Annotated in this window: 28 protein-coding genes; 16 read left to right on the forward strand and 12 right to left on the reverse strand. The window is 60.8% G+C overall.

Annotation, left to right across the window (positions count from 1 at the left end; genetic code table 11):
• Positions 1-102: 102 nt before the first annotated feature.
• On the forward strand, positions 103-1779 hold the full coding sequence (gene ctpM / locus AC1ROI_RS03335; protein WP_492573974.1) for a methyl-accepting chemotaxis protein CtpM: 1677 nt from the start codon (positions 103-105) through the stop codon (positions 1777-1779).
• Positions 1780-1884: 105 nt separating this feature from the next.
• Here ctpM and AC1ROI_RS03340 read toward each other — a convergent pair whose 3' ends face one another.
• Positions 1885-2820: a LysR family transcriptional regulator gene (locus AC1ROI_RS03340; RefSeq protein ID WP_102595456.1), complete on the reverse strand. Its 936-nt coding sequence runs from the start codon at positions 2818-2820 to the stop codon at positions 1885-1887.
• A gap of 225 nt (positions 2821-3045) precedes the next feature.
• On the opposite strand from AC1ROI_RS03340, the gene AC1ROI_RS03345 reads away from it, so the two are divergent.
• From AC1ROI_RS03345 to AC1ROI_RS03355, 3 genes are all read left to right on the forward strand, one after another.
• A complete protein-coding gene (locus AC1ROI_RS03345; protein WP_010458572.1) occupies positions 3046-3531 on the forward strand; it encodes a DMT family transporter in 486 nt (161 codons plus the stop codon).
• Positions 3531-3986, forward strand: a complete 456-nt coding sequence (locus tag AC1ROI_RS03350) for a DMT family transporter (protein WP_010458574.1) — start codon at positions 3531-3533, stop codon at positions 3984-3986. Before AC1ROI_RS03345 ends, AC1ROI_RS03350 begins: the two co-directional genes overlap by 1 nt.
• An 84-nt stretch (positions 3987-4070) precedes the next feature.
• A complete protein-coding gene (locus tag AC1ROI_RS03355; RefSeq protein WP_010458576.1) occupies positions 4071-4238 on the forward strand; it encodes a metallothionein in 168 nt (55 codons plus the stop codon).
• 67 nt (positions 4239-4305) lie between these two features.
• Here AC1ROI_RS03355 and AC1ROI_RS03360 read toward each other — a convergent pair whose 3' ends face one another.
• Positions 4306-4533, reverse strand: a complete 228-nt coding sequence (locus tag AC1ROI_RS03360) for a DUF6555 family protein (protein ID WP_010458578.1) — start codon at positions 4531-4533, stop codon at positions 4306-4308.
• Positions 4534-4678: 145 nt separating this feature from the next.
• Between AC1ROI_RS03360 and AC1ROI_RS03365 the strand changes: the two genes are divergently transcribed.
• The 3 genes from AC1ROI_RS03365 to AC1ROI_RS03375 all read left to right on the forward strand — a co-directional run bounded on the left by AC1ROI_RS03365 (position 4679) and on the right by AC1ROI_RS03375 (position 6871).
• Positions 4679-5464 carry an AraC family transcriptional regulator gene (locus tag AC1ROI_RS03365; protein ID WP_077748862.1) on the forward strand — a complete coding sequence of 262 codons (786 nt, stop codon included), beginning with the start codon at positions 4679-4681 and terminating at the stop codon, positions 5462-5464.
• Positions 5465-5710: 246 nt separating this feature from the next.
• Positions 5711-5884, forward strand: a complete 174-nt coding sequence (locus AC1ROI_RS03370) for a DUF1427 family protein (RefSeq protein WP_010458583.1) — start codon at positions 5711-5713, stop codon at positions 5882-5884.
• Positions 5885-5914: 30 nt separating this feature from the next.
• Positions 5915-6871, forward strand: coding sequence for a quinone oxidoreductase family protein (locus tag AC1ROI_RS03375; protein WP_102595459.1), 957 nt, complete (start codon positions 5915-5917; stop codon positions 6869-6871).
• Positions 6872-6991: 120 nt separating this feature from the next.
• On the opposite strand, the gene AC1ROI_RS03380 is transcribed toward AC1ROI_RS03375, so the two are convergent.
• Entirely contained in the window at positions 6992-8014 is a 1023-nt protein-coding gene (locus AC1ROI_RS03380) for a purine-nucleoside phosphorylase (RefSeq protein ID WP_102595460.1), read from the reverse strand.
• A 24-nt stretch (positions 8015-8038) separates the two neighbouring features.
• Positions 8039-8995, reverse strand: coding sequence for a nucleoside-specific channel-forming protein Tsx (locus tag AC1ROI_RS03385; RefSeq protein ID WP_102595461.1), 957 nt, complete (start codon positions 8993-8995; stop codon positions 8039-8041).
• Positions 8996-9268: 273 nt separating this feature from the next.
• Between AC1ROI_RS03385 and selD the strand changes: the two genes are divergently transcribed.
• Positions 9269-10303 carry a selenide, water dikinase SelD gene (gene selD / locus AC1ROI_RS03390; RefSeq protein WP_102595462.1) on the forward strand — a complete coding sequence of 345 codons (1035 nt, stop codon included), beginning with the start codon at positions 9269-9271 and terminating at the stop codon, positions 10301-10303.
• Positions 10303-11406: a tRNA 2-selenouridine(34) synthase MnmH gene (gene mnmH, locus AC1ROI_RS03395; protein WP_102595463.1), complete on the forward strand. Its 1104-nt coding sequence runs from the start codon at positions 10303-10305 to the stop codon at positions 11404-11406. Before selD ends, mnmH begins: the two co-directional genes overlap by 1 nt.
• Before the next feature lie 530 nt (positions 11407-11936).
• Here mnmH and AC1ROI_RS03400 read toward each other — a convergent pair.
• On the reverse strand, positions 11937-12611 hold the full coding sequence (locus AC1ROI_RS03400) for a hypothetical protein (RefSeq protein WP_010458594.1): 675 nt from the start codon (positions 12609-12611) through the stop codon (positions 11937-11939).
• Between the two features lie 356 nt (positions 12612-12967).
• Between AC1ROI_RS03400 and AC1ROI_RS03405 the strand changes: the two genes are divergently transcribed.
• The 3 genes from AC1ROI_RS03405 to hemB all read left to right on the forward strand — a co-directional run bounded on the left by AC1ROI_RS03405 (position 12968) and on the right by hemB (position 15751).
• The gene (locus tag AC1ROI_RS03405) at positions 12968-13666 is read left to right on the forward strand and encodes a glutathione binding-like protein (protein ID WP_010458596.1); all 699 of its coding nucleotides are present in this window, start codon (positions 12968-12970) and stop codon (positions 13664-13666) included.
• Positions 13667-13699: 33 nt separating this feature from the next.
• A complete protein-coding gene (locus AC1ROI_RS03410) occupies positions 13700-14542 on the forward strand; it encodes a PhzF family phenazine biosynthesis protein (RefSeq protein WP_102595857.1) in 843 nt (280 codons plus the stop codon).
• Positions 14543-14776: 234 nt separating this feature from the next.
• A complete protein-coding gene (gene hemB / locus AC1ROI_RS03415; protein ID WP_077750523.1) occupies positions 14777-15751 on the forward strand; it encodes a porphobilinogen synthase in 975 nt (324 codons plus the stop codon).
• Positions 15752-15875: 124 nt separating this feature from the next.
• Here the strand turns inward: hemB and AC1ROI_RS03420 are convergent, their stop codons facing one another.
• Positions 15876-17411: an FAD-dependent monooxygenase gene (locus AC1ROI_RS03420; RefSeq protein ID WP_102595856.1), complete on the reverse strand. Its 1536-nt coding sequence runs from the start codon at positions 17409-17411 to the stop codon at positions 15876-15878.
• 197 nt (positions 17412-17608) lie between these two features.
• Here AC1ROI_RS03420 and AC1ROI_RS03425 point away from each other — a divergent pair, with 197 nt between their 5' ends.
• Positions 17609-18703: a DUF1615 domain-containing protein gene (locus AC1ROI_RS03425; protein WP_102595855.1), complete on the forward strand. Its 1095-nt coding sequence runs from the start codon at positions 17609-17611 to the stop codon at positions 18701-18703.
• A 79-nt stretch (positions 18704-18782) separates the two neighbouring features.
• Here the strand turns inward: AC1ROI_RS03425 and AC1ROI_RS03430 are convergent, their stop codons facing one another.
• Complete coding sequence (locus AC1ROI_RS03430; RefSeq protein WP_154911523.1) at positions 18783-19145, reverse strand: hypothetical protein; 363 nt, start codon at positions 19143-19145, stop codon at positions 18783-18785.
• A gap of 225 nt (positions 19146-19370) precedes the next feature.
• On the opposite strand from AC1ROI_RS03430, the gene AC1ROI_RS03435 reads away from it, so the two are divergent.
• The gene (locus tag AC1ROI_RS03435; protein WP_102593388.1) at positions 19371-19991 is read left to right on the forward strand and encodes a cysteine hydrolase family protein; all 621 of its coding nucleotides are present in this window, start codon (positions 19371-19373) and stop codon (positions 19989-19991) included.
• A 6-nt stretch (positions 19992-19997) separates the two neighbouring features.
• Here AC1ROI_RS03435 and AC1ROI_RS03440 read toward each other — a convergent pair whose 3' ends face one another.
• The 3 genes from AC1ROI_RS03440 to AC1ROI_RS03450 all read right to left on the reverse strand — a co-directional run bounded on the left by AC1ROI_RS03440 (position 19998) and on the right by AC1ROI_RS03450 (position 21855).
• Positions 19998-20717, reverse strand: coding sequence for an anti-sigma factor (locus AC1ROI_RS03440; protein WP_256580126.1), 720 nt, complete (start codon positions 20715-20717; stop codon positions 19998-20000).
• Positions 20714-21241: a sigma-70 family RNA polymerase sigma factor gene (locus AC1ROI_RS03445; protein WP_083377218.1), complete on the reverse strand. Its 528-nt coding sequence runs from the start codon at positions 21239-21241 to the stop codon at positions 20714-20716. Before AC1ROI_RS03445 ends, AC1ROI_RS03440 begins: the two co-directional genes overlap by 4 nt.
• Positions 21242-21333: 92 nt before the next feature.
• On the reverse strand, positions 21334-21855 hold the full coding sequence (locus AC1ROI_RS03450; protein ID WP_010458614.1) for a DUF3455 domain-containing protein: 522 nt from the start codon (positions 21853-21855) through the stop codon (positions 21334-21336).
• A gap of 159 nt (positions 21856-22014) precedes the next feature.
• Between AC1ROI_RS03450 and AC1ROI_RS03455 the strand changes: the two genes are divergently transcribed.
• Positions 22015-22638 carry a glutathione S-transferase gene (locus AC1ROI_RS03455; RefSeq protein ID WP_010458616.1) on the forward strand — a complete coding sequence of 208 codons (624 nt, stop codon included), beginning with the start codon at positions 22015-22017 and terminating at the stop codon, positions 22636-22638.
• 130 nt (positions 22639-22768) lie between these two features.
• On the opposite strand, the gene AC1ROI_RS03460 is transcribed toward AC1ROI_RS03455, so the two are convergent.
• Positions 22769-23209: a CBS domain-containing protein gene (locus AC1ROI_RS03460; protein ID WP_007944798.1), complete on the reverse strand. Its 441-nt coding sequence runs from the start codon at positions 23207-23209 to the stop codon at positions 22769-22771.
• Positions 23210-23541: 332 nt separating this feature from the next.
• On the opposite strand from AC1ROI_RS03460, the gene AC1ROI_RS03465 reads away from it, so the two are divergent.
• Positions 23542-25902, forward strand: coding sequence for a DNA polymerase II (locus AC1ROI_RS03465; RefSeq protein ID WP_172962153.1), 2361 nt, complete (start codon positions 23542-23544; stop codon positions 25900-25902).
• Here the strand turns inward: AC1ROI_RS03465 and AC1ROI_RS03470 are convergent.
• A complete protein-coding gene (locus AC1ROI_RS03470) occupies positions 25867-26337 on the reverse strand; it encodes a DUF1810 domain-containing protein (RefSeq protein ID WP_010458619.1) in 471 nt (156 codons plus the stop codon). The genes AC1ROI_RS03465 and AC1ROI_RS03470 overlap by 36 nt on opposite strands.
• Positions 26338-26357 lie beyond the last annotated feature (20 nt).

Genomic DNA, 26357 nt, shown 5'->3' on the forward strand with positions numbered 1-26357 from the left:
GGTTCGGCGATCCGATGCCGCTGGCTCCTACAGTTTTTCGTTGGCGTGCCGTTAAAGCCTTTAACCACGCCAACAAAATCAAAAGAGTGAACCGTCATGCGCATGAGCCTGAAGGCTAAAGTCCTGTCCCTTGCTGTCCTCCCGGTGTTGCTCTTTGCGCTAGTCATCAGCCTGACCACGCTGTTCATTCTGCAGGAGCAGGCCAGCAAGGAAGTCGAGGAAACCCGCCAGCGCCTGCTCAGCGATGCCAAGGCCACCCTGCAAAGTTACGTGGCCGTGGCCATGACCACGATCAAACCGCTTTACGACGCGGCCACCCCTGGCGATGACGCGGCGCGGGCGCAGGTGATCAAGCTGTTGTCGAGCATCACCTACGGCAAGGACGGCTACTTCTTCGGCTACGACTCCAACACCGTGCGCCTGTTCAAGGCCAACAGCCCGGAAGGCGTGGGCCAGAGCTTCAAGGACAACCGCGACCCGAACGGCGTCTACGTCAATCGCGACCTGGTCAAAGTCGCCAAAGACGGCACCCACTACCTGCAATACAGCTCGCCGTTGCCCGGCAACACTCAAGTGCTGGTGCCGAAACTGGGCTACACCGAATACCTGCCGAAGTGGGACATGGCGGTCGGTACGTCGGTGAACCTTGATGGTATCGAGGCGCAAGTCGCGCTGGTCCAGGCCAAGGTGCAGGAGCGAATGGAAGGCGTGGTGCTGACCATCGCCGGTATCGCCGTGGTGATGCTGCTGGTGATCGCGGCAGCCGGGATGCTGCTGGCCAATACCATTCTGCGTCCGCTGAACCTGATGAAAGCCAACCTCGATGACATCGCGGCGGGCGAGGGCGACCTGACCCGTCGTCTGACCATCACCAGCCAGGACGAACTCGGCGAACTGGCCGGCTCGTTCAATCGCTTTGTCGACAAGATCCACGGCCTGGTGCGTCAGATCACCGAAATGACGTCGCAACTGACCGGCCTGGTGAATCAGGTCTCCGACCAGGCCCAGCGCTCGGATCAGGCCATGGAGCGTCAGCGCCACGAGACCGATCAGGTCGCCACGGCGATCAACGAAATGTCGGCGGCGGCTCAGGAAGTCGCTAAGAGCGCGCAGAACGCGGCGGTGGCGGCTCAGCAGACCGACGAAGAAGGCCAGGCTGCCAAGCGTGTGGTGGCCGGTAGCATCGTGAAAATTCATGCGTTGGTGAACGACATCCGCAGCAGTGGCGTGTCCCTCGACAGCCTGCAAAAAGACGTTTCGTCGATTGTCAGCGTGCTGGGGGTGATTCGTTCGATTGCCGAACAGACCAACTTGCTGGCACTGAACGCTGCCATTGAAGCCGCGCGTGCCGGTGAAGCCGGTCGTGGTTTTGCGGTGGTGGCCGACGAAGTGCGGGCGCTGGCCAGCCGCACGCAGATCAGCACCCAGGAAATCCAGGGCATGATCGACCGCTTGCAGGCCGGGACCCAATCGGCGGTGGAAGCGATGCGTCGTTCCAGCGAAGCGGGTGATGGCACCTCGGCCCAGGCCAATGAAGCCGGTGCATCGCTGGACACCATGGCCCAACTGATCGGCACCATCAATTCGATGAACGCGCAAATCGCCAGCGCGGCTGAAGAGCAGACCGCCGTGGCCGAAGAGATCAACCGCAGCGTGCATCAGATCGCCGTGGCGGTGGACAGCGTTGCCGACGAAACCCAACTCGGTGCCCAGACCTCACGCAGCCTCGCCGACCTCGGCCAGCGCCTGGGCAAACTGGTCGGCCAGTTCCGGATCTGACAAGCGACGCGAGCCTGCTCGCGATAGCGGTCTGTCAGCCAATATTAATGTTGGATGTGCCGGCCCCATCGCGAGCCGGCTCGCTCCCACAGGGTTTGTTTGGTGTCAGGGTCTGTCCCAGTAGGGCACCGTTCCGAAGCACTCGACGAAGAAATCAATCACCGTGCGCACCTTCACCGACAACCGTCGGCTACCTGGCCACAGCACCGCAATCTGCTGCGGTTCGAGGCTGTTGGACACCTGATATTCCCCCAGCACCGGCACCAGCGTGCCGTTGCGCACCGCCTCGCCGATCAGCCACGACGGAAACATCACCAACCCCAGGCCTCGTTCGGCGGCTTGCGTGAGCGTGTCGGCGTGGTTGCCGGTGATCGGGCCTTTGACGGAGTAGGGCGTCCAGTCCTGCGCGTCCTTGCGGAAAAACCAGCGTTGCTGCCCGGCCACGCCCTTGTAGGCCAGGCACTGATGCGCCGCCAATTCTTCGGGATGGTGCGGCGAGCCATGGCGTTTGAGGTAGGCCGGGCTGGCGGCCACTTGAAAGCGATGGGGCGCCAGGATCCGCGCCTGCATGCTCGAATCGTGCAGCGGGCCAATGCGAAACAGCAAATCGGCGCCTTCGTGCAACGGGTCGACGTAGCTGTCGGTTTGCTGGATATCCAGTTGCAGTTTCGGATAGCGCTCGCACAACAGCCCCAGCCACGGCGTCAGATGCCGTTGCCCGAAGACCACCGGCGCATTGATCCGCACCAGCCCGCTGGGTTCGCTTTGCTGCTCCTGCAAGGCCTGTTCGGCTTCCTCCAGTTGCACCAGCACCAGCCGCGCATGATGACCGAGCATGCGGCCGGCTTCGGTGGGCGTGACGGCGCGCGTGTGGCGGTAGAGCAATTGCTGGTTCAAGGCTTGTTCCATCAACTGGATCTGTCGGGAAATCGACGAGGGTGCCAGGCCCTCGCGGCGGGCGACTTCGGAGAAGCTGCCATGGTCGAGCACAGCGACAAACAGCCGAAGTGCCTTGAATCCAAGCTCGTTGAGGCCATGCATGGTCGATCCTGCTGTGCGAGTTGCGCAAAAGTGTTGTCGGGATGCTCCCATTTATCGCAAAGGATCGCCAGCCGATAATGCCTGCCACAACAGCCCCTTGGCAGGAGCGAAGCTTGCTCGCGAAGGCGGCGTGTCAGACGCCGGAAATGTCGACTGATACGACGCCTTCGCGAGCAAGCTTCGCTCCTACCGGGGCCGTATTCATCTGACGAGCAGGTTTTCCTTATGCAATCTTCTTCAATCGACATCGCTTCAGTGCCAGCGGCCAAACCAGGGCTGCGGCTGTTGCTGCTGCCTCTGGTGATCCTCGCCGGCATGGGCCTTTCCGTGGAGGCCGGTCTGCTCGGGCCGCTCGGGGTTCAGGTCGGGCATTTATGGGCGACGTTGAGCATCTTCGGCGTCGGCTCGGCGATTCTGTTTCTGCTGTTGTTGTTCAGCGGCAAGCAACAAGGTCCGGCGTTGAACACCTTGCCGCGCTGGCAGTTGATCGGCGGCTTCCTCGGGCCGATCTACGTGGTGGTGCTGACCCTGGCCACGCCGCACATCGGGATCGCGATGACGATGATCGCGATCCTCTCCGGGCAGGTCGGCAAAAGCGTGTTGATCGACCACTTCGGATGGTTCGGCGCCACCCGCAAAAAGGTCAACGGTGAGCGTTGGCTAGCGTTGCTGCTGATTGTCGCGGCACTTGTTCTGATTGCTCGGGGTTGATGATGAATCTGATTATTTTGTTGGCCGTGGTGGTGGCCGCCGGCGCGGTGTTGAGTATCCAGGCGGCGATCAACGGGCGTCTGGGGGAAACCGTCGGCGTGTTGCGCAGCAGTTTGCTGACCTTCGCAGTGGGCGCGGTGGTCACCGGGTTGCTGATCCTGTTTTTTGAACCGGCCCATGCCGTGAGCCTGCTGGACGTGCCGAAATGGCAACTCAGCGGTGCCTTGTTCGGCGTCGTCTACATGATGGTCATGGTCGGCGCGGTGCCGCGGGTCGGCACGGCGGTGGCAACCGTGGCGGTGATCGTCGGGCAGTTGGGCATGGGGATGTTGATCGATAACTTCGGCTGGCTGGGTAACCCGGCGATCGAGTTGTCGAGCAGTCGGTTGCTGGCGATGGTGTGCCTGGCGCTGGCGTTGCTGTTCATGTATCGCAGCAGCACCCGAAGCGAGTAACTGCGCGCCATTTTGTAGCTCCTACACTGATGAGTGAAGTGCGCATTTGCCGCACGCGACGACCACACCCAAGGAGTCAGACTCATGATCGACAGTGAAAGTACCTGCGACTGCCCCAAATGCTCCTGCAAACTGGGCGAGCACCCGATAGCGCGCCACGGCAAACACTATTGCTGTGAAGCGTGCGCCAAGCACCACGAACATGGCGAGGAGTGTGCGAGCAAAGGTTGCAAGTGCGCACACGCCAAATAGCTCATCAACATGAAGTGGAGCCTCTCGGGCTCCACTTTCAATGTCGGATGACTACCCCCTGTAATGCTCAGCCCGCCGGTCGCCACGTCACATTTTCGATGCCGAATTTCTCCGCCAGCGGCTTGCTGGTTTTTTGCACCTTCTCTCGGCCAAAGCGGGGTATTCGTCCAACCCCTGCGTCACAACTGGCCCAGTGCCAAGCTTCCGCGTTGTCCATTTTGTCCAGGCGGATAATGAAAGACTTTGGCGCGCCATGAAGGGTGTATTCAATGACGAAAAGTTTTGCGTTGTTCATAAAGCCCGTATTCCTCCCTGTGGTAATACAAGGATCGTTGGGGTTAAGGAAAATTCATTCGGATTGTCAGACGGCTGCCGCCGGTGGCGACAAGGTGAGTGGCCCGTTACCATGCAAGACCTGAAAACCCCAATGATCATTGCCCATGGCCCTTGCCGCCCCGCCAGACCTGAGTGACACCGATGTGCCCGTGCAACCGCTGGCACGCACTTACTCGCGTGGCTTGTACATCGAGCCCCACGAGCATGAATGGGGCCAATTGCTGTACGCCATGAGCGGGGTCATGTGGGTGGAAACGCCCCAAGAGGCGTTGGTGGTGCCGCCGCAACGGGCGGTGTGGCTGCCGCCGGGCGTGCCGCATGGCATCCGCGTGGTCTCGGACCTGCAGATGCGCAACATCTACCTGCGGCCCTCGTTGGCGGTCACGTTGGATGACAGTGTTCAGGTGATCGAAGTCGGCGGGCTGCTGCGTGAGCTGATCGTCGGGCTGGTGGAGCAGGGCGATGATGGCGCGCCCGAGTACTACGAGGCGCTGGTCGGCCTGGCGTTGCTGGAGCTTAGACGAGCCAGGCGTTCGCTGTTGAAAATCCCGTTGCCGGATGATTCCGACCGACGCCTGATGAACCTGTGTCAGGCGGTCATGGCCGCGCCCTCGCTGGCCATTCCCTTCGAGCAGCACGCGGAAAATGCCGGTGCCAGCGTGCGCACCCTGGCACGGCTGTTCAAGGAAGGCCTGGGCATGGGCTTCGCCGAATGGCGGCGGCAGGTGCAATTGGCGACCGCGGCGGCGGAGTTGATTCAAGGCGTGCCGGTCAGCACGATTGCCCGCGAACTGGGCTATTCGCCGAGCAGCTTCAGCGACATGTTCCGCCGGGAACTGGGTGTCGCGCCTTCGCAGTTTGCGGCGAGCCAACACCCCGTCCAGCCATGACGCACCCCTGTAGCAGAGCGAAAACCTTGTAGGCGTGAGCCTGCTCGCGATAGCGGTGTATCAGGTAGCACAGATGTCGACTGACACTCCGCTATCGCGAACAGGCTCACGCCTGCAGGGCTCCGCCGCTACACAATTGGCAGTGCACCCGCCGCGCTTTGGCCGATATTCAGAAGCACTTGGCCGATGCCCGCTGCCACCGCTCTTTAGACTTCAGGCATACCTTGTTTGCCCACGGAGTCTGCCATGAGCTACCTCATCTCGCTGGTCATTGGTCTGGGCGTCGGCCTGCTCTACGGCGCACTGGACTTTCGTTCGCCCGCCCCACCGGCCATTGCCCTGGTGGGCCTGCTGGGCATGCTCGCCGGCGAAAAGTTGTGGCCCATGGGCCGGCAACTGGTGGCGGGCTGGGTCTCCTGAAACCCTTTCCTTTATGCGATGGACACTCCCATGAAAGCACTGCAATTCGACCAGACCGGCGACCTCTCGGCCTTGCGTTATGTCGATGTCCCGACTCCCGTTCCCGGTGCCGATGAAGTGCTGGTGCAGATCAAGGCGGCCGGCCTCAACCCCAGCGATGTGAAGAATGTGTTGGGACGGTTTCCCTACACCACCTTGCCACGGATTCCCGGTCGGGATTTCGCCGGTGTGGTGGTTGAAGGGCCGCAGGCACTGATCGGTCAGGAAGTCTGGGGCACCGGTCGTGAACTGGGTTTTTTTGCCGATGGCTCCCATGCGCAATTCGTCAAACTGCCGGCCAATGGCGTGGCGCTCAAACCCACCCATCTGAGCTTCGCCCAGGCCGCCAGCCTCGGCGTGCCCTACACCACGGCGTGGGATGCGCTGGAACGCAGTCTGGTGACTGCTGTAACGCGGCTGTTGGTGATCGGCGGCGGAGCGGTCGGCAGTGCCGCGCTGGCGTTGGCCAAGGTGCGGGGTGCTCAAGTCCTGGCGGCGGCGCGGCGACCCGAGCAGGTCAAGGATCTGCAGGCGCAGGGGTATCAGACGCTGCAACTGGATAAACCGGACGAGCTGGGGGCGCAGGTGCAGGCCGTGTATACCGGCGGCGCCGACGTGATTTTCGACACCACCGGCTTCTGGCTACCGGCCTCGGTCCCGGCACTCGCGGCGTTCGGCCGCATCGCGATCATCGCGGCGCCGGTCGACGGCATGGTGCAACTGCCGGCGCTGGCGTTGTATCGCAAGGGCGGTTCGGTGGTGGGGATCAATTCGTTGTTGTATGGCGTGCAGGCGGGTGCGGCGATGCTCGATCAGTTCGGCAAGTTCTTTGATCAGGGGTTGTTGCCGTTGCCGGAAGGGTTGTTTGAATCGCCGCTGGCGGAAGGGCTGGAGCGGTATGAAGAAGTGAACCAAGGTGCCGGGGACAAAGTGATTTTGTTGCCGTAACGCCGATCAAAATGTGGGAATGAGCCTGCTCGCGATGATGGAGTGTCAGTCGACATTTGTGTTGCCTGATACACCGTCATCGCGAGCAGGCTCGCTCCCACAGGGTTTTGCATTGTCAGATCAAGCCTCGGGAACACCATTCTCCCACGCCGACCAATTGTTCAAGATCTCCAGCACCAACGGATTCCCCGTCCGGTACAGGTTCTCCAGTGCCGGCACAAACCCGCCCTGATCCGCATACTTGAGCAGGTTGTCCACCTCGCTCTGGCCCGGGGCCGGTCGATCAAAGTCGGAGCCCGCGCGCACCACCGCCAGGCGTTGCACATCCACCAGGCCCTCGCGACTGGCCCGCAGCAGCGCTTCGTAGGTGGAGTTATCTTCCTGTTGCGTCGTGCAGTACTCGCCTTTGTCGTCGGTCAACAGCTTGGTCCAGACCTCGGCACGTTCACTCAAGCGCGTCCCGGAAAACCAGGTGTTGCCGGCCAGCGTGTCGCACTTCGTCACCGCCGGTGGCTGATTGGCCGGGGCCGACGGGTATTTCAGGCGCCATGCCGCCGATTCCTTGCTCTCGCTCAGCTTTACGTTGTGCGTCAGGGCGAATGCCTTGGCCTGCAACTTCGGATTGAGCTCGAACACTTCGGTCTTGTAGTCCAGCGGCGGTTTTTGGTTCGGGCCTTGGGTGTTGATGCCGATGTATCCGGTCGGCCAGTCTTTCGGCGCGTCTCGCGAATCCAGTTCCCACTGGGTGCCGAACTCCACCAGGTAATGGGCCCACGCGGTGGTGCCAATGGTCCCGTGTTTCGGGCTGATGCCGGCAATGCCGGCGATCAGGAAGTAGCTTTTACGCAGGTCGAATTTCGGCGACAGGGCCAGGGCCAGTGTCGAAGCTGCGGCGTTGGTCTGGCCCATGCCGGTGACCATCAGGCACACCTGCTGCGTGTTGCAGCGAATGGTCGGGTACTCGACGGACAGGCCCGGCACTCGAACTTCCTGCTTGAGCTCCAGACGATCGATCCAGTTTTGCGCCTCGGGGGCGAACATGGTGATCAGCATCACTTTCGGCTGGATCGGTGCTTCGCTTGCCCAGGCAGTGGAAGAGAGCAGGGCGGCACAGGCCAGGGACATACGCGTCATTGCATTCATAAAACCTCCAGGTTCAATCAAGCCTCAGAACTGATAACCGATGCCGGCGTAGTAACCCCAGCCATTGGAGCTAGCGCGGAAGTCGCCGTCGCCGAAATTCAACTCGCTGCCATCCTCCCAGTTGCCGCCGTTGTGGAAGTAACGGCCGACCAGGGTGAAGCGCAAGTGTGTGAACGAGTACAGCAAGACGTTGGTGGCGACGGTGGCGTTGGCGGTGCGGGCCGGGTTGTCCTTGTGCAGGTCGGAGCCGAAATCGAAGTTGGTGAAGCCGATGTACGTCAGTGACGCGCCGTTGCTGAAGCTGCTGATCGGCACGATGTATTTGAGCTGGGCACGGTAGCCGTCCCACGAATACTCGTTGCTGGCGCCGTAGTTTTCCCACTGATAACGCCCGTAGAAGTTCGCCGACAAGTTGACTCGCGAGTGGGTGTCGATGTCGGTGCCCAGGCCGCTGTAAAGCGTATTGGCGCGGTTGGCGCTGTTGCTGCCGTGGTCGTAGATCCAGTCGAACGCCACGTACCATTCTTTGAACGGCCCGATGGCCAGGCTGCGGCCGGCAAGGTGGTCGATGGAAATGCGCGGTTCGTGCTCCATGAACACCGGCGAACCGTGGTCCCACACGCCTTTGTCATGACTGTTGCCGATGTCGAAGATCTTCGGGATGTCGATGTAGCCGTACAACTCGAACGGCCCTTTGCGCCCGAAGTACTCGTACTCCAGGTAAATATCGTCGGCCGGTTGCGGGCCGAAACTGATGTCTTTGCTGCCGATGACGGTCAGGTCCTGGTTGAACCAGTCCGACAGGTAAACGCCTTTTTTCGGCGGGCTGGCTTCGGGACTCAGGGTTTCGCCCTGGGCGGATTCTTCGGCGGGCGCGGATTGCGCCAAAACGGTGCTGCTGAGTAGTCCTGTAACGCTGGCCAACAGCAAGGAAACAGCAAGAGTGCGCGAGCAAGTCACGCGGCTGGACGTGCGGTGCATTAAAAGTCCCTTTTCGTGCGGATCAAAAGCCCGATTCTTCGGGCTTGCGCGGTTATGTCGCGAAAACGTCTATATCAGCGACTCGCAAACGTTTGCATAACAGATGCCAATTATTTCAATTCCATGAAAAATCGACGAAATAAGGTTTTTTATTGTCGGGTTGGTCAGTTACGCGAACTGACACTTCTGTAGCTGCTACAAGGCAGGTGGTGTTGCGCCTTGGATTGACCGCCAGTGGTAGACTCGCCCCCATTGTCTTCACGAGGTATTCCCATGAGCGAGCCGATTCGTCTGACCCAATACAGCCACGGCGCCGGCTGTGGCTGCAAAATTTCGCCGCAAGTGCTTGAGGTGATTCTGGCCGGCAGTGGCGCGCAGAACCTCGATCCCAGGCTTTGGGTCGGCAACGCCTCGCGCGATGACGCGGCGGTGTACGCGATCGACGAAGAACGCGGCGTGGTCTCGACCACCGACTTCTTTATGCCGATCGTCGACGACCCGTTCGATTTCGGCCGCATCGCCGCCACCAACGCCATCAGCGATATCTACGCCATGGGCGGTGATCCGCTGATGGCGATTGCGATCCTTGGCTGGCCGGTGAATGTATTGGCGCCTGAGATTGCCCGGGAAGTGATTCGCGGTGGACGTTCGGTGTGTGACGAGGCGGGCATTCCGTTGGCCGGTGGGCATTCCATCGACGCCCCGGAGCCGATCTTCGGCCTGGCGGTGACCGGGCTGGTTGAAAAGCGCCACATGAAGCGCAACGACACCGCCACCGCCGGTTGCCTGCTTTACCTCACCAAACCGCTGGGCATCGGCATCCTCACCACCGCCGAGAAGAAGGGCAAGCTGCGCACGGCCGACATTGGCCTGGCTCGCGACTGGATGTGCACCCTGAACAAACCCGGCAGCCGTTTCGGCAAGCTCGACGGCGTGACGGCGATGACCGACGTCACCGGTTTCGGCTTGTTGGGGCATCTGGTGGAAATGGCCGACGGCAGCAACGTCACCGCACGCATCGAATACAACCGTGTGCCGCGTCTGCCGGGTGTCGAGTATTACCTCGACCAGGGCTGCGTGCCGGGCGGCACCCTGCGTAATTTCGACAGTTACGCGAGCAAGGTCGGGCGCGTGCAGGAATTGCATAAGCGGGTGCTGTGCGATCCGCAGACCAGCGGCGGCCTGCTGGTGGCGGTCACGCCCGAAGGCAACGAGCAATTCCTCAAAGTGGCCAGCGAATTGGGCCTGGCCCTTGAGCCAATCGGTGAGCTGGTCGAGCGACAGACCCTCGCGGTCGAGGTGTTTTGATGTCAATCGACTTCACCGACTACCGCGACATCTTTCTCAACGACCGGCCGATGCTGGATGCCCGCGCGCCGATCGAATTCCACAAGGGCGCGTTCCCCGGGGTGGTCAATCTGCCGCTGATGAACGACCACGAGCGGCAGCGGATCGGCACCTGCTACAAGCAACACGGCCAGCAAGCGGCGATCACCCTGGGGCATCAATTGGTGTCCGGCGAGATCAAGGCCGAACGCATCCAGGCCTGGGCCGATTTTGCCCGGGCGCACCCCGAGGGCTATTTGTATTGTTTTCGCGGCGGCTTGCGTTCGCAGATCGTCCAGCAGTGGCTCAAGGACGAGGCCGGCATCGACTATCCGCGCGTCGGTGGCGGCTACAAGGCCATGCGCAGCTTCTTGCTGGACACGGTCGATCAGGCCGTTGCCCAGTGCGATTTCGTATTGCTGGGCGGCATGACCGGCACCGGCAAGACCGAGGTGCTCACGCAGCTACGCAACGGCCTGGACCTCGAAGGCCACGCCAATCATCGCGGTTCCAGCTTCGGCAAACGCGCCACCGTCCAACCGTCCAATATCGACTTTGAAAACCGCCTGGCGGTAGACGTGCTGAAGAAGCGCGCTCACGGCATCGAGCAGTTTGTGCTGGAAGACGAAAGCCGGGCGATTGGCAGCTGCGCGTTGCCCTTGCCGCTGTTTCAGGGCATGCAGCAGTACCCGATGGTCTGGCTGGAGGACAGCCAGGAAGGGCGGGTCGAACGGATCTTGCGCGATTACGTCGTGGACTTGTGTGCCGAGTTCATCAGCGTGCATGGCGATGAAGGCTTTGCGCTGTTTTCCGAGCGTCTGCTGGAAAGCTTGAACAATGTGCAGAAGCGCCTGGGCGGTGAACGGCACCGGCGGATGTTGATCTTGATGGAAGACGCGCTGGCGGAGCAGGCGAACAGCGGGGCGGTGGATTTGCACCGGGGCTGGATCGAAGGGTTGCTGCGTGAGTATTACGATCCGATGTATGCCTTTCAGCGGGAGAAGAAGGGCGCGCGGATTGAGTTTGCCGGGGAGAAGGGCGCGGTTCTTGAGTACCTGCGCGAGCGGCAGATCAACCGACAGTGATGTGTTGGTTTTCTGGCCTCATCGCGAGCAGGCTCGCTCCTACACTGGATTTGTGTCGCGCCGGAGATCCAATGTGGGAGATCAACCGACAGTGATGTGTTGGTTTTTCTGGCCCCATCGCGAGCAGGCTCGCTCCCACACTGGATCTGTGTCGCGCCGGAGATCCAATGTGGGAGATCAACCGACAGTGATGGGTTGGCTTTTCTGACCCCATCGCGAGCAGGCTCGCTCCCACACTGGATTTGTGTCGCGCCGGAGATCCAATGTGGGAGATCAACCGACAGTGATGTATTGGTTTTTCTGGCCCCATCGCGAGCAGGCTCGCTCCCACACTGGATCTGTGTCGCGCCGGAGATCCAATGAGGGAGATCAACCGACAGTGATGTGTCGGTTTTTCTGGCCCCATCGCGAGCAGGCTCGCTCCCACACTGGATCTGTGTCGCGCCGGAGATCCATTGTGGGAGCGAGCCTGCTCGCGATAGGGCCCAGACAGGCGCTATAAACTTTAATGCCTGGAGGGTATCGACTGCTTACGTCGGACACGTCTCCCGCCCATTATCCAGCCCTTGCTTGTAGCTATGGCTCTGCAGGCTCGCCTTGCCGTTATGCCAGGTCAGCGTGAGCACAAACAGCGAGTCGTAGTCGCTGGATTCCCAGTCTTCGGTGATCTTCTGTTTCTTTCCGACCGCATCTCCCGCGACCTTGTTGATCAGCTCGGGCAGGTAACCGTGGGACCAGGCGGTGTAGATGACCGAGTTGTGGTACTTGTCGTGGAGCAATTCATCGGCCAGGTCGCTGGTGTCGTTGGCTGAAAAGTTGATGTTCACCGGCAAGCCGAGCTTGATCGCGCTGGGGCTGATGGTCATCAGGGGGCGAATGTAGCTGTAGGAATTGTCCAGTTCGCCTTCCTCGACATTACGTGTCGGGTTGGCGGCAAAGACGTAATTGGCCTTGCCGAATTTTTCCGGCAGCAAGGTGGCCAGGTCGATGGCACGGTTCAGGCCCTGGCAGTTGAGCTGGCCCAGACCACCTTCGGGTTTTTCCGCGTGACGCAGGAATACCAGGGTCTGGGTGCCGTCTGCCGGTTGGGCGCGGCTTTCACTGGACTCCAGCGACAAAAACAACGCGCTCATCGCCAGCAGGGAGGGCAGGACGACATACGCGCGTTGCTTGAAGCGATCGGCAAATTTGAAAAGGTTCATCATTTAATAGGTGATCTTCAGCGCATTCGGTTAAGGCTGACAAACCTTTACACCACGAGCTCCCAGCAGCGGGTGTTTTCCATGTCATTGGGCCGGTCCGTTTCCGAAAGGGCAGTTCTCAGAGTCCTCTGAAGCCCATTTGGTTCGATTCCGGCGAGTGCGCCGCAATGTACCGGTAACCTTGCATGGGTTGGAGCAGAGGTTATCGACAGGATGTTGCGGATTTATGGACACGGTACAGGTATCGGCGCAGAACGATGACTGCAATGTTTTGATCTTCTTCATCAACAAGATTGATACGCAAAAAACCAGTCTCCTCCATTATGATCAGCGCTTACTGTTCACTGTGGATGCTCCCCATGACCGATCTGTCCGCGTTCCCGATTACCCAAAAATGGCCGGCCCACTACCCGGACTGGATTCAGCTGTACTCCTTGCCGACCCCCAATGGCGTCAAGGTCTCGATCATGCTCGAAGAGATCGGTCTGCCCTACGAACCCCATCGCGTGGGCTTCGACAGCAACGATCAGATGTCCCCCGAATTTTTGTCGCTGAACCCCAACAACAAGATTCCGGCGATCCTCGATCCCCACGGCCCTGATGACAAACCCCTGCCGCTGTTCGAGTCCGGGGCGATCCTGATTTACCTTGCCGACAAGAGCGGCCAGTTACTGGCGCAGGAGTCGGCGGCGCGTTACGAGACGATCCAGTGGCTGATGTTCCAGATGGGTGGCATCGGGCCGATGTTTGGCCAGCTCGGGTTCTTCAATAAGTTCGCCGGCAAGGACTACGAGGACAAACGTCCCCGTGACCGCTACGTCGACGAAAGCAAACGCCTGCTGAAAGTACTGGACAGCCGTCTGCAAGGGCGCGACTGGATCATGGGCGAACGCTACACCATTGCCGACATCGCGACCTTTCCGTGGGTGCGCAACCTGATCGGCTTCTATGAGGCTGGCGATCTGGTGGGCATCAAGAATTTCCCCAACGTCACTCGCGTGCTGGAGCGCTTCCTGGCGCGGCCGGCGGTGATACGCGGGCTGGAAATTCCCAAGTAAATCTCTTCGACTCTCTCAAGACCAAGGCAGGCAATGAGCTCATTCGATTTCAAACAAGTAGATGTCTTCAGCCAGGTTGCACTCAAGGGCAATCCGTTGGCAGTCGTGTTCGGCGCAGACAGGCTCAGCGATGAACGCATGGCGGCGTTCGCAAGCTGGACCAACCTCAGCGAAACCACATTCATCCTCGAACCGCGCGACCCTCGCGCTGACTATCGGGTACGGATCTTCACCACCCTCACCGAGTTGCCGTTCGCCGGTCACCCGACCTTGGGCACTTGCCATGCATGGCTTGAGGCCGGGGGCGTGCCCAAGGGCGAGGAGATCATTCAGGAGTGCGGCGTCGGTCTGGTGCGGGTCCGCAGGCAAGGCGCGGAGCTGGCCTTTCTCGCGCCGCCACTGATCAAGACAGGGCCGGTGGACGCTGACGTCGTCGAGCGTGTGCGCCTAGGGCTGCGATTGGAGCCGGGGGCGATTGTCCGGGCGCAATGGGTCGATAACGGTGCCGGCTGGTTGGCGGTGATGGTCGAGGACCGCCGACAGGTGCTGGATTTGCAGCCGGATCATTCACAGATGCTGGGCCTGGCCGTCGGCGTGATAGCGCCATGGCACCCTGAGCGCGATGGCGATGATGCGCAGTTTGAAGTGCGCGCTTTCATTTCCGGCGATGGCATGCCGGAAGACCCGGCTACCGGCAGCTTGAACGCCGGGATTGCGCAGTGGTTGCTTGCCGAAGGCTTGGCGCCGGCGTCCTACGTGGTCAGCCAGGGCCTGACCATGGGCCGGGCCGGGCGCATTCAGGTGGAGCAGGTGGGTGATGAGATCTGGATTGGTGGTTCGGTGGTGACCTGCATCAGCGGTGTGCTGGAAATCTAAAACTTGTGGGCGCGGGCTTGCTCGCGAAGGCGGTGCGTCAGATACATCCTTGTTGGATGTGCCGCCGTCTTCGCGAGCAAGCCCGCTCCCACAGGGAACCGCGTTATATCGCGCGATTATTGCGGCCTCGGTAACGCAGTCTTGGGCGATCGAGGTTTGTGCCCCGCGCCTTTGAGGGCATAAGCTTCGCCCCCTACGACTTTCATCTCGACCTCCGTTTTTCAGGAACCCCTCATGTCAAGCCAGTTCCCCGAAGCACGTCCACGCCGTCTGCGCCGCAATGCGAGCCTGCGCAGCCTGTTCCAGGAAACCGAGTTCAGTCTGAACGACCTGGTGCTGCCGATTTTCGTCGAGGAAGAAATCGATGACTTCGTGCCGATCAAAAGCATGCCCGGCGTGATGCGTATTCCAGAGTCGAAACTGGCCGGTGAGATCGAGCGTTACGCCCGCGCCGGGATCAAGTCGGTGATGACGTTCGGCGTGTCCCATCACCTGGACAGCAGCGGCAGCGACACCTGGAGCGACAACGGCCTGGTGTCGCGCATGTCGCGCATTGCCAAGGACGCGGTGCCGGAGATGATCGTGATGTCCGACACCTGCTTCTGCGAATACACCGACCACGGCCATTGTGGCGTGATGCACAACCATGAAGTCGACAACGACCAGACCCTGATCAACCTCGGCAAACAAGCCGTGGCGGCGGCCCGGGCCGGTGCGGATGTGATTGCACCGTCAGCGGCCATGGACGGGCAGGTCCAGGCCATTCGCCGGGCCCTCGACCAAGCCGGTTTCACCCAGACCGCGATCATGGCCTATTCGACCAAATTTGCGTCTGCGCTCTACGGCCCGTTCCGCGAAGCTGGCGGCAGCGCGTTGAAAGGCGACCGCAAAAGCTACCAGATGAACCCGATGAATCGCCGCGAAGCGGTGCGCGAGTCTCTGATGGACGAGCAGGAAGGCGCCGATGCGCTGATGGTCAAACCGGCCGGCGCGTACCTGGACATCATCCGCGACATCCGCGAAGTGTCGCGTTTGCCGTTGTCGGCGTATCAGGTCAGCGGCGAGTACGCGATGATCAAATTCGCCGCGCAGGCCGGGGCGATTGATGAGGACCGCGTGGTGCGTGAAAGCCTTGGCGCGATCAAGCGGGCGGGGGCGGATCTGATCTTTACCTACTTCGCGATGGACCTGGCCCTGGCCGGGATCTAAGAAACACCTCGGAACCCCTGTAGGAGTGAGCCTGCTCGCGATGGCGTCTTGTCATTCGACCCATGTATTGACTGATACGCCGCCATCGCGAGCAGGCTCACTCCCACAGTAAATACTGGGGGGCTCAGGGGCTGCCGAAAAACGGCCGGATCCCGTGCTCCTTGAAATACCGCTCAATCACCTTGGGGTCCGCCGAGTTGTCGGCAATCGCCACATACGTATCCGGACGCAGCAGGTAAAACCCGTTACGCCCCAACCCCGCCGCTTCAAACGCCGGCCGCCAGTCGAACACGTGCAACGGCAGGTGATGCTCGTGACACCAGGCGATCATTTCGTCACTGGTGTCGCCATACACATGCACCTGCCAGGTCAGACACTTCAGCGATTCGAAATTGTCCCCCTCACCGTCGTGAGCCCAGGGCAGGCGGTCGCCGCCATGAACGTGGCCCGCGACCCCCGTGCTCAACGCTGTCCCACGATAGTTCAGGGTGATCTGCGACACCGTGCGAAACAGGAACTCACGGGACGTTTCGAATGAGGCCATTTTAGGGATCAGGAACGGTGCCAGACGGGTGCGCAACAAATCGGCCATGCGCCCTTCGGCAGTCACGAAGGTGAAGACCCGGTCGGTGGTGGCCACCAGTTTGCGGGCGAAGGTGATGCGTTCGGTTTCGTAGGTGTCGAGCAGCGTGGCTGTGGCGCCGCCGCTCAAGACGGCCGCCAGCTTCCAGGCCAGGTTGATGGCATCGCCGATCCCGGTGTTCATGCCCTGACCGCCCGCGGGGCTGTGGACGTGGGCCGCGTCGCCCAATAGAAAGGCGCGACCGTTGCGAAAGTGATCCGCCACCCGGTGATGCACACGATACGTCGAGAACCAGTTAACCTGCTCAATCTGCACCTTCAGGTGCTCGATGGCCCGACTGCTGACGTCGGCAAACCCGAGGGTTTCAGCACGGTCGGCGCGCTCGTCGCGCACGGTGCCGATCAAGCGGGCGCGGCCTTCGCCGGCTAACGGAAACACCGCGAGAAAGTCCGCTTCATCCAGGTCCAGATGCAGCTCGCCGTTGAACGTCGGCCCGTGAGCCTGCACGTCCGCCACGTAGAAAACCTGCTGGTAGGTGCCGCCGGGAAAACCGGTATCGAGGGTCTTGCGCACGATTGACCGGGCGCCGTCGCAACCCGCCAGGTAACACGCCTGGCAGATTTCCTGTTGGCCATCGTGCAAGCGCAGCCTTGCACTGATGCCATCGCCGGTCTCTTCAAAACCCTCCAGTTCGGTGCCGCGTTCGACCTTGATACCGAACCCTTCGAGGCGTTCAATCAGCAGTTGTTCGTGCTCATCCTGAGGGAACATCTCGAGAAACGCGTAAGGCGTCAGCCCCTCGCCGATGCCGGTCAATGGCAAGCGCGCTACGGGCTCGCCCTTGACCCAGAAATTCGCTGCGTCCACCCGGTGGCCTTTTTGTACCACGGCATTGCTGAGGTCGAGCTGACGGTAAAGCTCCAGCGTCCGTGCCTGGACCGCCAGCGCCCGGGACGTGGTGCCGGGGGCCGACGTCTTGTCGATAATCCTTACCCCAATCCCCAGTTTGCTCAGCCACAGCGCCAATACCAGCCCGGTCGGGCCGGCGCCGACGATCAGCACGTCGCTACGGTTCATGAGCCTGTCCTCCTCGGTGTGTGGCACAAGTATGGTCCAGCGCGGGGATATGAAAAGGCAGGCCGCCCAACGGAAAAGGCCCGCAACCGTGAAGTGGTGGGGGATGAAGGGGAACGGGGCGTTGCGGCAGCAGTCATAGCCTGCGCCATGCCTTTGATCGTATGGTTAACCCGGTTCAGCAGAGTTGATGGAGCACCATGCAAGCCAATCGATTGATCATGATTTTCGCGGCGCTGCTGGTGCTGGCGGGTTGCGGCACCCAGCGCACTCAGGAGTTGCCGGCCCGCAAACCCGCCGAGGTCAAGGCCGAGATCGTGCGCCTGCTGCCGGCGAAAACCGTTGACCGCCAAGGCTGGGCCACGGACATCTACGCCGCTTTTGCCGCGCAGAACATCTATCCTTCCACGCAAAACCTGTGTTCGGTGCTCGCGGTCACCGAGCAAGAGTCGACCTTCCAGGTCGACCCACCCGTGCCGGGCCTGGGCAAGATCGCCCGCGAAGAGATCGACCGTCGTGCCGCTAAAGTCCATATCCCCAGCCTGCTGGTCAGCGGTGCACTGCAGGTCAGTTCATCCAACGGTAAAAGCTACAGCGACCGGCTGAATGCGGCGCGCAGCGAAAAAGAACTCAGCGCGATTTTCGATGACTTCATCGGCATTGTGCCCATGGGGCGGACCTTGTTTGGAGGGCTCAATCCGGTGCACACCGGTGGGCCGATGCAGGTCAGCATCGACTTCGCCGAGCAACAGGCACGGGATTATCCGTATCCGGTGAACGGCTCGATCCGTCGTGAAGTGTTCAGCCGTCGCGGCGGCATGTACTTCGGCATTGCTCACTTGCTCGGGTACCCGGTGAGCTACAAACAGCCGCTGTATCGCTTCGCCGATTTCAATGCTGGTTGGTACGCCAGCCGCAATGCGGCGTTTCAGAACGCGGTGAGTCGAGCGTCAGGCATCCCTTTGGCGCTGGATGGTGATCTGGTGCGCTACGACGCGATCATGCCGGGCACCACGGAATTGGCGGTGCGCAGCCTTGGCAAGCAATTGGGCATGCGCAACACGACCATTCGCGATCAACTGGAGGAGGGCAAAAACCTGCAGTTCGAGGACACCCAGCTTTATGCGCGGGTGTTCGACCTGGCCGAGAAGGCGGAAGGTCGGCCGTTGCCTCGTGCAGTGTTGCCGGGGATCGTGCTGCAAAGCCCGAAAATCACCCGCAAACTCACGACGGCGTGGTTTGCCAAGCGGGTGGATGAGCGTTATCAGCGCTGCATGACACGGGCGGGCAAGTGACCGGCCGCAAAAAACAGGCAAAAAAAACCCGGCTGATGAGGCCGGGTTTTTCATTGAGTACTGCGGTAAAACCCTTCATTTATACAGCGCGGCTTTCGATCAGACGATCCGAACCACCTTCAGCGACGCGGTTTTCGATCAGACGATCCGAACCACCTTCAGCGACGCGGTTTTCGATCAGACGATCCGAGCCACCTTCAGCGACGCGGTTTTCGATCAGACGATCCGAGCCACCTTCAGCGACGCGGTTTTCGATCAGACGATCCGAACCACCTTCAGCAACGCGGTTTTCGATCAGACGATCCGAACCACCTTCAGCCACACGACTTTCGATCAGGCGATCCGAGCCGCCTTCAGCGACAACCGGGTGAGCAGAAGAAGCGGCGAAAGCGTTAACTGCAAAAACCGAGAAAGCGATGCTGAGAAGGATTTGGCGTTTCATGATGGTGTGCTCCGGGGTGTAGTTGTTTGGTATGGAGGCGATGTTACGCCACGGATTTTTTATGAGAACTTCATTGAGGTGATGGTGAACATCGACGGCATTGATAGGTGACACGTTCCCCCTCACGCGGGCGTGATGGTTCAGTCGTCGGATGGCGGCGGCGGGGTCGATCGGCGCTTCTACACTGGATAGCTGGCGCGTGCCTTTACCTTCGAGGAGTCGATCATGAGTGCCAGTTCCCATGCTCCCGAGCACACCGGCCTGCTGCTGGTGGATCCTTACAACGACTTCCTCAGCGAAGGCGGCAAACTGCATGGCCGCGCTCAACCGGTGGCTGATAGCGTCGGTACGCTGGCCAACCTGAAAACCGTGGTGGCGGCTGTTCGCAAGGCCGGCATCCAGGTTTTCTATGTTCCGCATCACCGCGCCGAGCCCGATGAGCTGGCGCGCTGGAAACACCCCACTCCCTATCAACAAGGCGCCAGCCGTGCGCAAGTATTTGCCGCCGGAACCTGGGGCGGGGAATGGCACCCGGATTTCCAGCCACAGGCCGGTGACGTGATCGTCAAGGAACACTGGGGCGGCAGTGGTTTTGCCAACACCGATCTGGACTATCTGCTCAAACAGCACGGGATCAACAAGGTTGTGGTGGTGGGGATGCTCGCCAATACGTGCATCGAAAGCACCGCCAGGTTCGCCGCCGAACTGGGCTATCACGTCACGCTGGTGCGCGACGCCACGGCCGCGTTCAGTGCCGAGGCCATGCACGCCGCGCATGAGATCAATGGACCGACGTATGCCCACTCGATTGTCACGACGGCGGAGTTGATCGCGGCGCTCGGTTGATCGCGCTCAGATGACTTTCACTGCCCGACCGATGAATTGAATCGGCCCGGTCGGCTTGCCGATCGGTGAGCCCTGCGGATTTTCCAGGGTCAGCTCGAACAGTTGATTGGGTTGCAGTGGCGGCAATTTGTCGAGCGGAATCGATAGGGTCTGTCCCGGTTTGACCAAGCCCAGAGACACCGGTCCTTGCCAGTCATCGGCCTTGGTCCAGAACTCGAGCGCCTTGTCGGCCGGGACCTCAATGACACCCAGCGGAATCAACTGGATTTCCCTCGGGTTGCTGGCCTGGATCACCCAGCCAGGTGCCTTGTCCTGAGGACCGACCAACACCACCAGGTAGGTAGGCTTGACGGTGGTTTGCGTCAGCATCAAGGCGCCGAGCAGCAACGTGGCCGCCAGCCCCGCACCGGCCAGCCCGCGCCAGAGCGGCAACAGATTCCACCAGGATAAAGACTGAGCCGCGATGAGCGACGGTGGCCGTGTCACCTTGTTCACGCTGCGCTCGATACGCTGCCAAAGGTAGGGTGACGGCGGGTGAGGTTCTGCCAGATCGGTCAGGCCGAGCAGGCGACGCTCCCAGGCGTCGACGGCGGCCCGTAACTCAGGTTCGTCGGGCAGGCGCTGTCGGACCTGGGTGCGAAGCTCTGCGGACAGGGTGCCCAACACATATTCGCTGGCCAGTTCGTCGAGTTCTTCCGGGGTTTCATTCGTCAGTTTGCTGATCATCCCATGCACTCCCGCAGTGCCGTCAGGCTCCGCTTGATCCAGGCTTTGACGGTGCCCAGCGGGGTGCCGAGTTTGTGTGAGATTTCAGCATGAGAATATCCGTCGACGTAGGCATGCAGGATACAGGCGCGCCTTGCAGGCTCCAGTTGTTCCAGGCATTGATGAATGCGCCCGGAATGAGCCTGGGCATCGAAGGTTGCCGTGTCGTCCACCCCATCGAAATCACCTTGAATCTCGCGGCTGTTGTCACGGATGAAATTCAGGGCCAGATGTCGCGTCAAACTGAATATCCAGCCCCGCGCCGATCCTCGCGCCGGGTCGAACTGCGCGGCGCCATTCCATATCTTGATGAAGGCATCGTGGACGATGTCTTCCGCCAGCGCAGTGTCACGCACCAGGCGTTTGGCAACGCCCAGCAGGCGCGGACTCTCCTGCACATACAAATCACGCAGGGCCTGACGCTCACCGCGGGCGCAGGCGGCGATATGGGCTTCGTAATCGAAAAGAGTTTCGGGTAAGGACACTGAGTTCAGCCGTCAATAATGGGCAGCAGCCCCGGGCCATCGGACCGGGGCCAATGCTGAGCAGCGTAGACCAATTTCCCGCAGGCCTGGTTTCAGTTGGCCGCCCAGAAAATGTAATCCGCCTGGTACTTCACTATTTCTTGCTTGCCCTTGTTGGCCGCCGAGCATTCAGCGCTCGGGGCCACGCCACCTTTGAGGGCGACGCGCTGGATGTAGCTGACGCCGGTCATTGCGCCTTTTCCTTCGGCCGGGTTGGCCTTGACCAATTGATAGGGCAGGTTGCCCGGACTCGAAGGCGCGACAGCCAGTTGAGTGCCGGTGACTTTCGAACCGTCTTTCGCCTGCCAGGTGGCGGGCGGTCCGAAATAGGTGCCGACCTGTTTGCCGCTGCGATCATTGAGTACCGCTTTGGGGCCGACAAAGAACCATTCGGTCTGGCCGGCGGCATTGACCTTGTCACGGCATTCGTAAGTGATCTCGCCGACACCGGTGGTTTCCAGGGCGACCTTGTGCCCGTCCGGGACCTTGATGCTGTCGGGCAGACCTGACTGGGCGTAGGCCATTGGGCCCGCGACGAACAAACCGGCAAGGCAAATCAGCTGTTTGGCATTCATGAATAGCGCTCCGTAAATGAGTAATCTGCTCGGCAGCCTCAGGGGCTGTTACTGGTACTACCCATCGGAAAGCGATTTGGATGCAGTGGCATAAAAAGAAATTTTCCAGCATGGTCAGTATCAGATGCTACAAAGAGACACTCTTGAAGGGGGGTGCTTATGTACCAGCTCTACGGACACCAGAACTCCGGCGCCGCCGCGATAGAGGCCGCCCTCGAACTCTGTGAAATCCCTTATCGCTTTATCGACGTCGAGTCGTCTGCGGAGGCTGCCAAAGCCCTGGAGAAACTCAACCCGCTCAAGCAGATTCCCACCTTGCAATTGCCCGACGGCAGCGTCCTCACCGAAAGCGCGGCGATCCTGATTCATCTGGGGCTCGCGTTTCCCGAGTCAAACCTGCTGTCGAACACGCCCGCCGAGCGTGATCAAGCGATCCGGGGCCTGGTGTACATCGTCAGCAATTGCTATGCGGCCATCGGCATCATCGATTATCCCGAGCGCTGGCTGATCGAGCCGAATCAATCGGCCATGGAAAACCTCATGGCCGGCGCCCGTCGACGGTTGCACTGGAGTTGGGAGGTGTTTGCCGATCAGTTCTCGGGCGAGTTGTACCTGGACGACGAGACGCCTGGGGCACTGGATGTGCTGGCGGCGGTGGTGACGCGATGGGCGGGCAGTCGTGAGCATCTGCGCAATGCCCGACCCGGTTTTTATGCGTGGCTGACGCGAATCGACCGCCACCCGACGCTGGCACCGGTTTTCGCCCGGCATTGGCCAACCTGAAAAATCACGTAAATCAAATGTAGGAGCGAGCCTGCTCGCGATGGCGGTGGATCAGTCAATACAAGTGTCGACTGACACACCGCCTTCGCGAGCAGGCTCGCTCCCACAGGGAAACTGCGTAATTTCAGAGTCACTCGCCGCGAATGTACTGCTCCAACTGGCGAATCAATTCAGCCTGTTCGGCGATGGCTTCCTTGACCAGGTCACCGATCGACAGCAAGCCGATCAACTTGCCGTTTTCCACCACAGGCAGGTGGCGCAGGCGTCTGTCGGACATGATGCCCAGGCAGGTATCAACGGTTTGATGGGTGTCCACGGTGATCACCGGCGACACCATGATGTCGCGAACCGGCGTGCCCACCGAAGAACGGCCATGCAGCACCAGTTTGCGCGCGTAGTCCCGCTCGCTGATGATCCCCAGCACTTCGTCATTCTCCACCACCAACAAGGCGCCGACGTTTTTTTCGGCCATCTTCATCAGGGCTTCGAGCACCATGTGATCGGGTTTGATCTGGTGCACTTCCTGATTTTTCTGATCTTTCAACTTGAGCAGTTGGGCGACGGTTTTCATGATGGCTTCTCAGGTGTTGTCGTTGTTATTGAAGAATCGTAGACCCAGGCGCCGAGGGCAAGGCGGAAAGCGGCAGATAACGCGCAAAAAACGTCATTCGGCGGATTTTCTTCGATTAACCGAAGTTTTTCGCTGATCCATGGGCTGAACTCAGCCCCCTGTGGGAGTGAGCCTGCTCGCGATAGCGCAGGGTCAGCCAATACAAGCGGCGACGGATGCACCGCCATCGCGAGCAGGCCCGCTCCCAAAGGGGGTGCATTCAGCTCAGAGAGGGCTATCCCCCGCGATGACGCGTAGAATTGCCGCTTGAATCAAATCTTGAGGTTGCAGTGGTGGATTTACAGCAGGGCTTCGTCCTGACCCGGCATTGGCGCGACACCCCGGCCGGTACGCAAGTCGAGTTCTGGCTGGCGACCGACGCCGGTCCCCAACGTATCCGTCTGCCACATCAACCGTCGGTGGCATTTATCCCGGCGGCCCGGCGCGAGCAAGCCGAGGCTGTTTTGCGCGGCGAAAAAAATGTCGAGCTCAAGCCATTGGCCCTTCAGGATTTCGAGCACCGCCCGGTGCTCGGCCTGTATTGCCAGCAACACGGTCAGTTGATGCGCCTGGAAACCGCGCTGCGCAAAGCCGGCGTCGAGATGTTCGAAGCCGACGTGCGCCCGCCGGAACGCTACATGATGGAGCGCTTCATCACCGCGCCGGTCCTTTTTGGTGGCACGCCAGGGGCCGAAGGCCTGCTGCTCGACGCGCAGATGAAACCCGCTCCCGACTACCGGCCCAACCTCAGGCTGGTGTCCCTGGACATCGAAACCACGGCTCAGGGCGAGTTGTATTCCATTGCCCTGGAAGGCTGCGGCGAGCGCCAGGTCTACATGCTTGGTCCGCCCAATGGCGATGACAGCGCGGTGGATTTCCAGCTCGACTACTGCGACTCCCGAACCGTCCTGCTGAAAAAGCTCAACGAATGGTTCGCCCGCCATGACCCCGACGCGATCATTGGCTGGAATGTCGTGCAGTTCGACCTGCGCGTGCTGCACCAGCACGCCCGTCAGCTGGGTGTACCGCTGAAACTGGGGCGCGGCGGCGAAGAAATGCAATGGCGCGAGCACGGCAGCCGCAACCATTACTTCGCCTCCGCCGCCGGCCGGTTGATCATCGACGGCATCGAATCCCTGCGCTCGGCGACCTGGAGCTTCCCCTCGTTCAGCCTGGAAAACGTCGCGCAAACCCTGCTCGGCGAGGGCAAGGCGATCAGCACGCCGTACCAGCGCATGGACGAAATCAACCGAATGTTCGCCGAGGACAAGCCGGCACTCGCCACGTACAACCTCAAGGACTGCGAGCTGGTGACGCGGATTTTCGCCAAGACCGAGCTGCTGACCTTCCTCCTGGAACGGGCCAGCGTCACCGGTTTGCCCGCGGACCGCAGTGGCGGTTCGGTGGCGGCGTTCACCCACCTCTACATGCCGCTGATGCACCGACAGGGTTTCGTGGCGCCGAATCTGGGCAACAAGCCCGCGCAGGCCAGCCCCGGCGGTTTTGTCATGGACTCGCAGCCGGGCTTGTACGAGTCGGTGCTGGTACTCGACTACAAAAGCCTCTATCCGTCGATTATCCGCACTTTCCTGATTGATCCGGTCGGGCTGATCGAAGGCTTGCAGCATCCCGAAGACAGCGAGTCTGTGCCGGGTTTTCGCGGTGCGCGTTTTTCCAGGACCCGGCATTGCCTGCCGGCGATCGTCGCGCGGGTAGCCGAAGGCCGCGAGACCGCCAAGCGCGAGCACAACGCGCCGTTGTCGCAAGCGCTGAAGATCATCATGAACGCCTTCTATGGAGTGCTCGGTTCCAGCGGCTGTCGCTTCTTCGATACGCGTCTGGCGTCGTCCATCACCTTGCGCGGCCACGAGATCATGCTGCGCACCCGGCAGCTGATCGAAGCCCAGGGGCACACGGTGATCTACGGCGACACCGACTCGACGTTCGTCTGGCTGCGTCGCGCTCACGGTCAGGACGAGGCCGCGCAGATCGGACGTGCGCTGGTGGACCACGTCAACCAATGGTGGCGCGAACATGTGCAACAGGAATACGGGCTGGAAAGCGCCCTGGAATTGCAGTTCGAGACCCACTACAAACGCTTTCTGATGCCGACGATTCGTGGCGCCGAGGAGGGCAGCAAGAAGCGTTACGCCGGGCTGGTCACCCGCGCCGATGGCACTGACGAAATGGTCTACAAGGGCCTGGAAACCGTGCGCACCGACTGGTCGCCGCTGGCCCGGCAATTCCAGCAGGAACTGTACTCACGGATTTTCCATCGCGAGCCCTATCAGGATTACGTTCGCGACTACGTGCGCAAGACCCTGGCCGGCGAGTTCGACGACCGCCTGATCTACCGCAAGCGCCTGCGCCGTACTCTGGATGACTATGAACGCAACGTGCCGCCCCACGTCCGTGCGGCGCGGATCGCCGATGACTACAACGACCAGCAGGGCCGCCCCCGGCAATACCAGAACGGCGGCTGGATCAGCTACGTGATCAGCGTCGCCGGGCCCGAACCGCTGGAGATTCGCAGCGCGCCCATCGACTACGACCATTACGTCACCCGGCAACTGCAACCGGTGGCGGATGCGATTCTGCCCTTCGTGGACGACGACTTTTCAACCTTGATTGGTGGGCAACTGGGCTTGTTTTGAGTCCAGCAGCTGCAGCGTCCAGTCATCCCGTATGCCGTGAAAGTATTGATCCAGTGCCTTATGGAACACGCTGCCCTTGGGGGCGATTTGGGCGAACAGGGTCATCGACGAGTGAAACTTGAGGTTGTCGGGGTGTCCGAAAATCTCGGCGATCGAGCGTTGTTTGATGTCCAGGACCAATTGAGTGCAGGTTCGCAGTCGAGCGCCCAGCGTTGGATGCTCAAGATAGGCCACGGCTTCCTCGCGGGAGCGGATCGCGTAATGTCGAGACATCTGGCTACCGCCCAATCCGGCGAACTGCGGAAAAACGAACCACATCCAGTGCCGGCGCTTGCGGCCGGCTTTCAACTCTTCCCGGACCCACTCGAACACGGGGTCTTGTGCTTGCACAAAGCGTGGCAAATTGAAGTCGTCGAGCTGATCAGTGCTTCTCATGCAGAAGCCCTCTGACAGTA

Source organism: Pseudomonas sp. GW823-FHT02C02 (assembly GCF_058797635.1).

What these genes read in the sequence shown, in the direction of transcription:
- AC1ROI_RS03360 (WP_010458578.1), bottom strand. Translation starts at nt 4,533, where the DNA reads ATGAACAACGCAAAACTTTTCGTCATTGAATACACCCTTCATGGCGCG.
- ctpM (WP_492573974.1), top strand. Translation starts at nt 103, where the DNA reads ATGAGCCTGAAGGCTAAAGTCCTGTCCCTTGCTGTCCTCCCGGTGTTG.
- AC1ROI_RS03365 (WP_077748862.1), top strand. Translation starts at nt 4,679, where the DNA reads ATGGCCCTTGCCGCCCCGCCAGACCTGAGTGACACCGATGTGCCCGTG.
- AC1ROI_RS03340 (WP_102595456.1), bottom strand. Translation starts at nt 2,820, where the DNA reads ATGCATGGCCTCAACGAGCTTGGATTCAAGGCACTTCGGCTGTTTGTC.
- AC1ROI_RS03410 (WP_102595857.1), top strand. Translation starts at nt 13,700, where the DNA reads ATGAGCTCATTCGATTTCAAACAAGTAGATGTCTTCAGCCAGGTTGCA.
- selD (WP_102595462.1), top strand. Translation starts at nt 9,269, where the DNA reads ATGAGCGAGCCGATTCGTCTGACCCAATACAGCCACGGCGCCGGCTGT.
- AC1ROI_RS03350 (WP_010458574.1), top strand. Translation starts at nt 3,531, where the DNA reads ATGATGAATCTGATTATTTTGTTGGCCGTGGTGGTGGCCGCCGGCGCG.
- AC1ROI_RS03420 (WP_102595856.1), bottom strand. Translation starts at nt 17,411, where the DNA reads ATGAACCGTAGCGACGTGCTGATCGTCGGCGCCGGCCCGACCGGGCTG.
- AC1ROI_RS03400 (WP_010458594.1), bottom strand. Translation starts at nt 12,611, where the DNA reads ATGATGAACCTTTTCAAATTTGCCGATCGCTTCAAGCAACGCGCGTAT.
- AC1ROI_RS03385 (WP_102595461.1), bottom strand. Translation starts at nt 8,995, where the DNA reads ATGCACCGCACGTCCAGCCGCGTGACTTGCTCGCGCACTCTTGCTGTT.
- AC1ROI_RS03470 (WP_010458619.1), bottom strand. Translation starts at nt 26,337, where the DNA reads ATGAGAAGCACTGATCAGCTCGACGACTTCAATTTGCCACGCTTTGTG.
- hemB (WP_077750523.1), top strand. Translation starts at nt 14,777, where the DNA reads ATGTCAAGCCAGTTCCCCGAAGCACGTCCACGCCGTCTGCGCCGCAAT.
- mnmH (WP_102595463.1), top strand. Translation starts at nt 10,303, where the DNA reads ATGTCAATCGACTTCACCGACTACCGCGACATCTTTCTCAACGACCGG.
- AC1ROI_RS03380 (WP_102595460.1), bottom strand. Translation starts at nt 8,014, where the DNA reads ATGAATGCAATGACGCGTATGTCCCTGGCCTGTGCCGCCCTGCTCTCT.
- AC1ROI_RS03355 (WP_010458576.1), top strand. Translation starts at nt 4,071, where the DNA reads ATGATCGACAGTGAAAGTACCTGCGACTGCCCCAAATGCTCCTGCAAA.
- AC1ROI_RS03430 (WP_154911523.1), bottom strand. Translation starts at nt 19,145, where the DNA reads ATGAAACGCCAAATCCTTCTCAGCATCGCTTTCTCGGTTTTTGCAGTT.
- AC1ROI_RS03460 (WP_007944798.1), bottom strand. Translation starts at nt 23,209, where the DNA reads ATGAAAACCGTCGCCCAACTGCTCAAGTTGAAAGATCAGAAAAATCAG.
- AC1ROI_RS03405 (WP_010458596.1), top strand. Translation starts at nt 12,968, where the DNA reads ATGACCGATCTGTCCGCGTTCCCGATTACCCAAAAATGGCCGGCCCAC.
- AC1ROI_RS03375 (WP_102595459.1), top strand. Translation starts at nt 5,915, where the DNA reads ATGAAAGCACTGCAATTCGACCAGACCGGCGACCTCTCGGCCTTGCGT.
- AC1ROI_RS03450 (WP_010458614.1), bottom strand. Translation starts at nt 21,855, where the DNA reads ATGAATGCCAAACAGCTGATTTGCCTTGCCGGTTTGTTCGTCGCGGGC.
- AC1ROI_RS03440 (WP_256580126.1), bottom strand. Translation starts at nt 20,717, where the DNA reads ATGATCAGCAAACTGACGAATGAAACCCCGGAAGAACTCGACGAACTG.
- AC1ROI_RS03345 (WP_010458572.1), top strand. Translation starts at nt 3,046, where the DNA reads ATGCAATCTTCTTCAATCGACATCGCTTCAGTGCCAGCGGCCAAACCA.
- AC1ROI_RS03425 (WP_102595855.1), top strand. Translation starts at nt 17,609, where the DNA reads ATGCAAGCCAATCGATTGATCATGATTTTCGCGGCGCTGCTGGTGCTG.
- AC1ROI_RS03435 (WP_102593388.1), top strand. Translation starts at nt 19,371, where the DNA reads ATGAGTGCCAGTTCCCATGCTCCCGAGCACACCGGCCTGCTGCTGGTG.
- AC1ROI_RS03370 (WP_010458583.1), top strand. Translation starts at nt 5,711, where the DNA reads ATGAGCTACCTCATCTCGCTGGTCATTGGTCTGGGCGTCGGCCTGCTC.
- AC1ROI_RS03455 (WP_010458616.1), top strand. Translation starts at nt 22,015, where the DNA reads ATGTACCAGCTCTACGGACACCAGAACTCCGGCGCCGCCGCGATAGAG.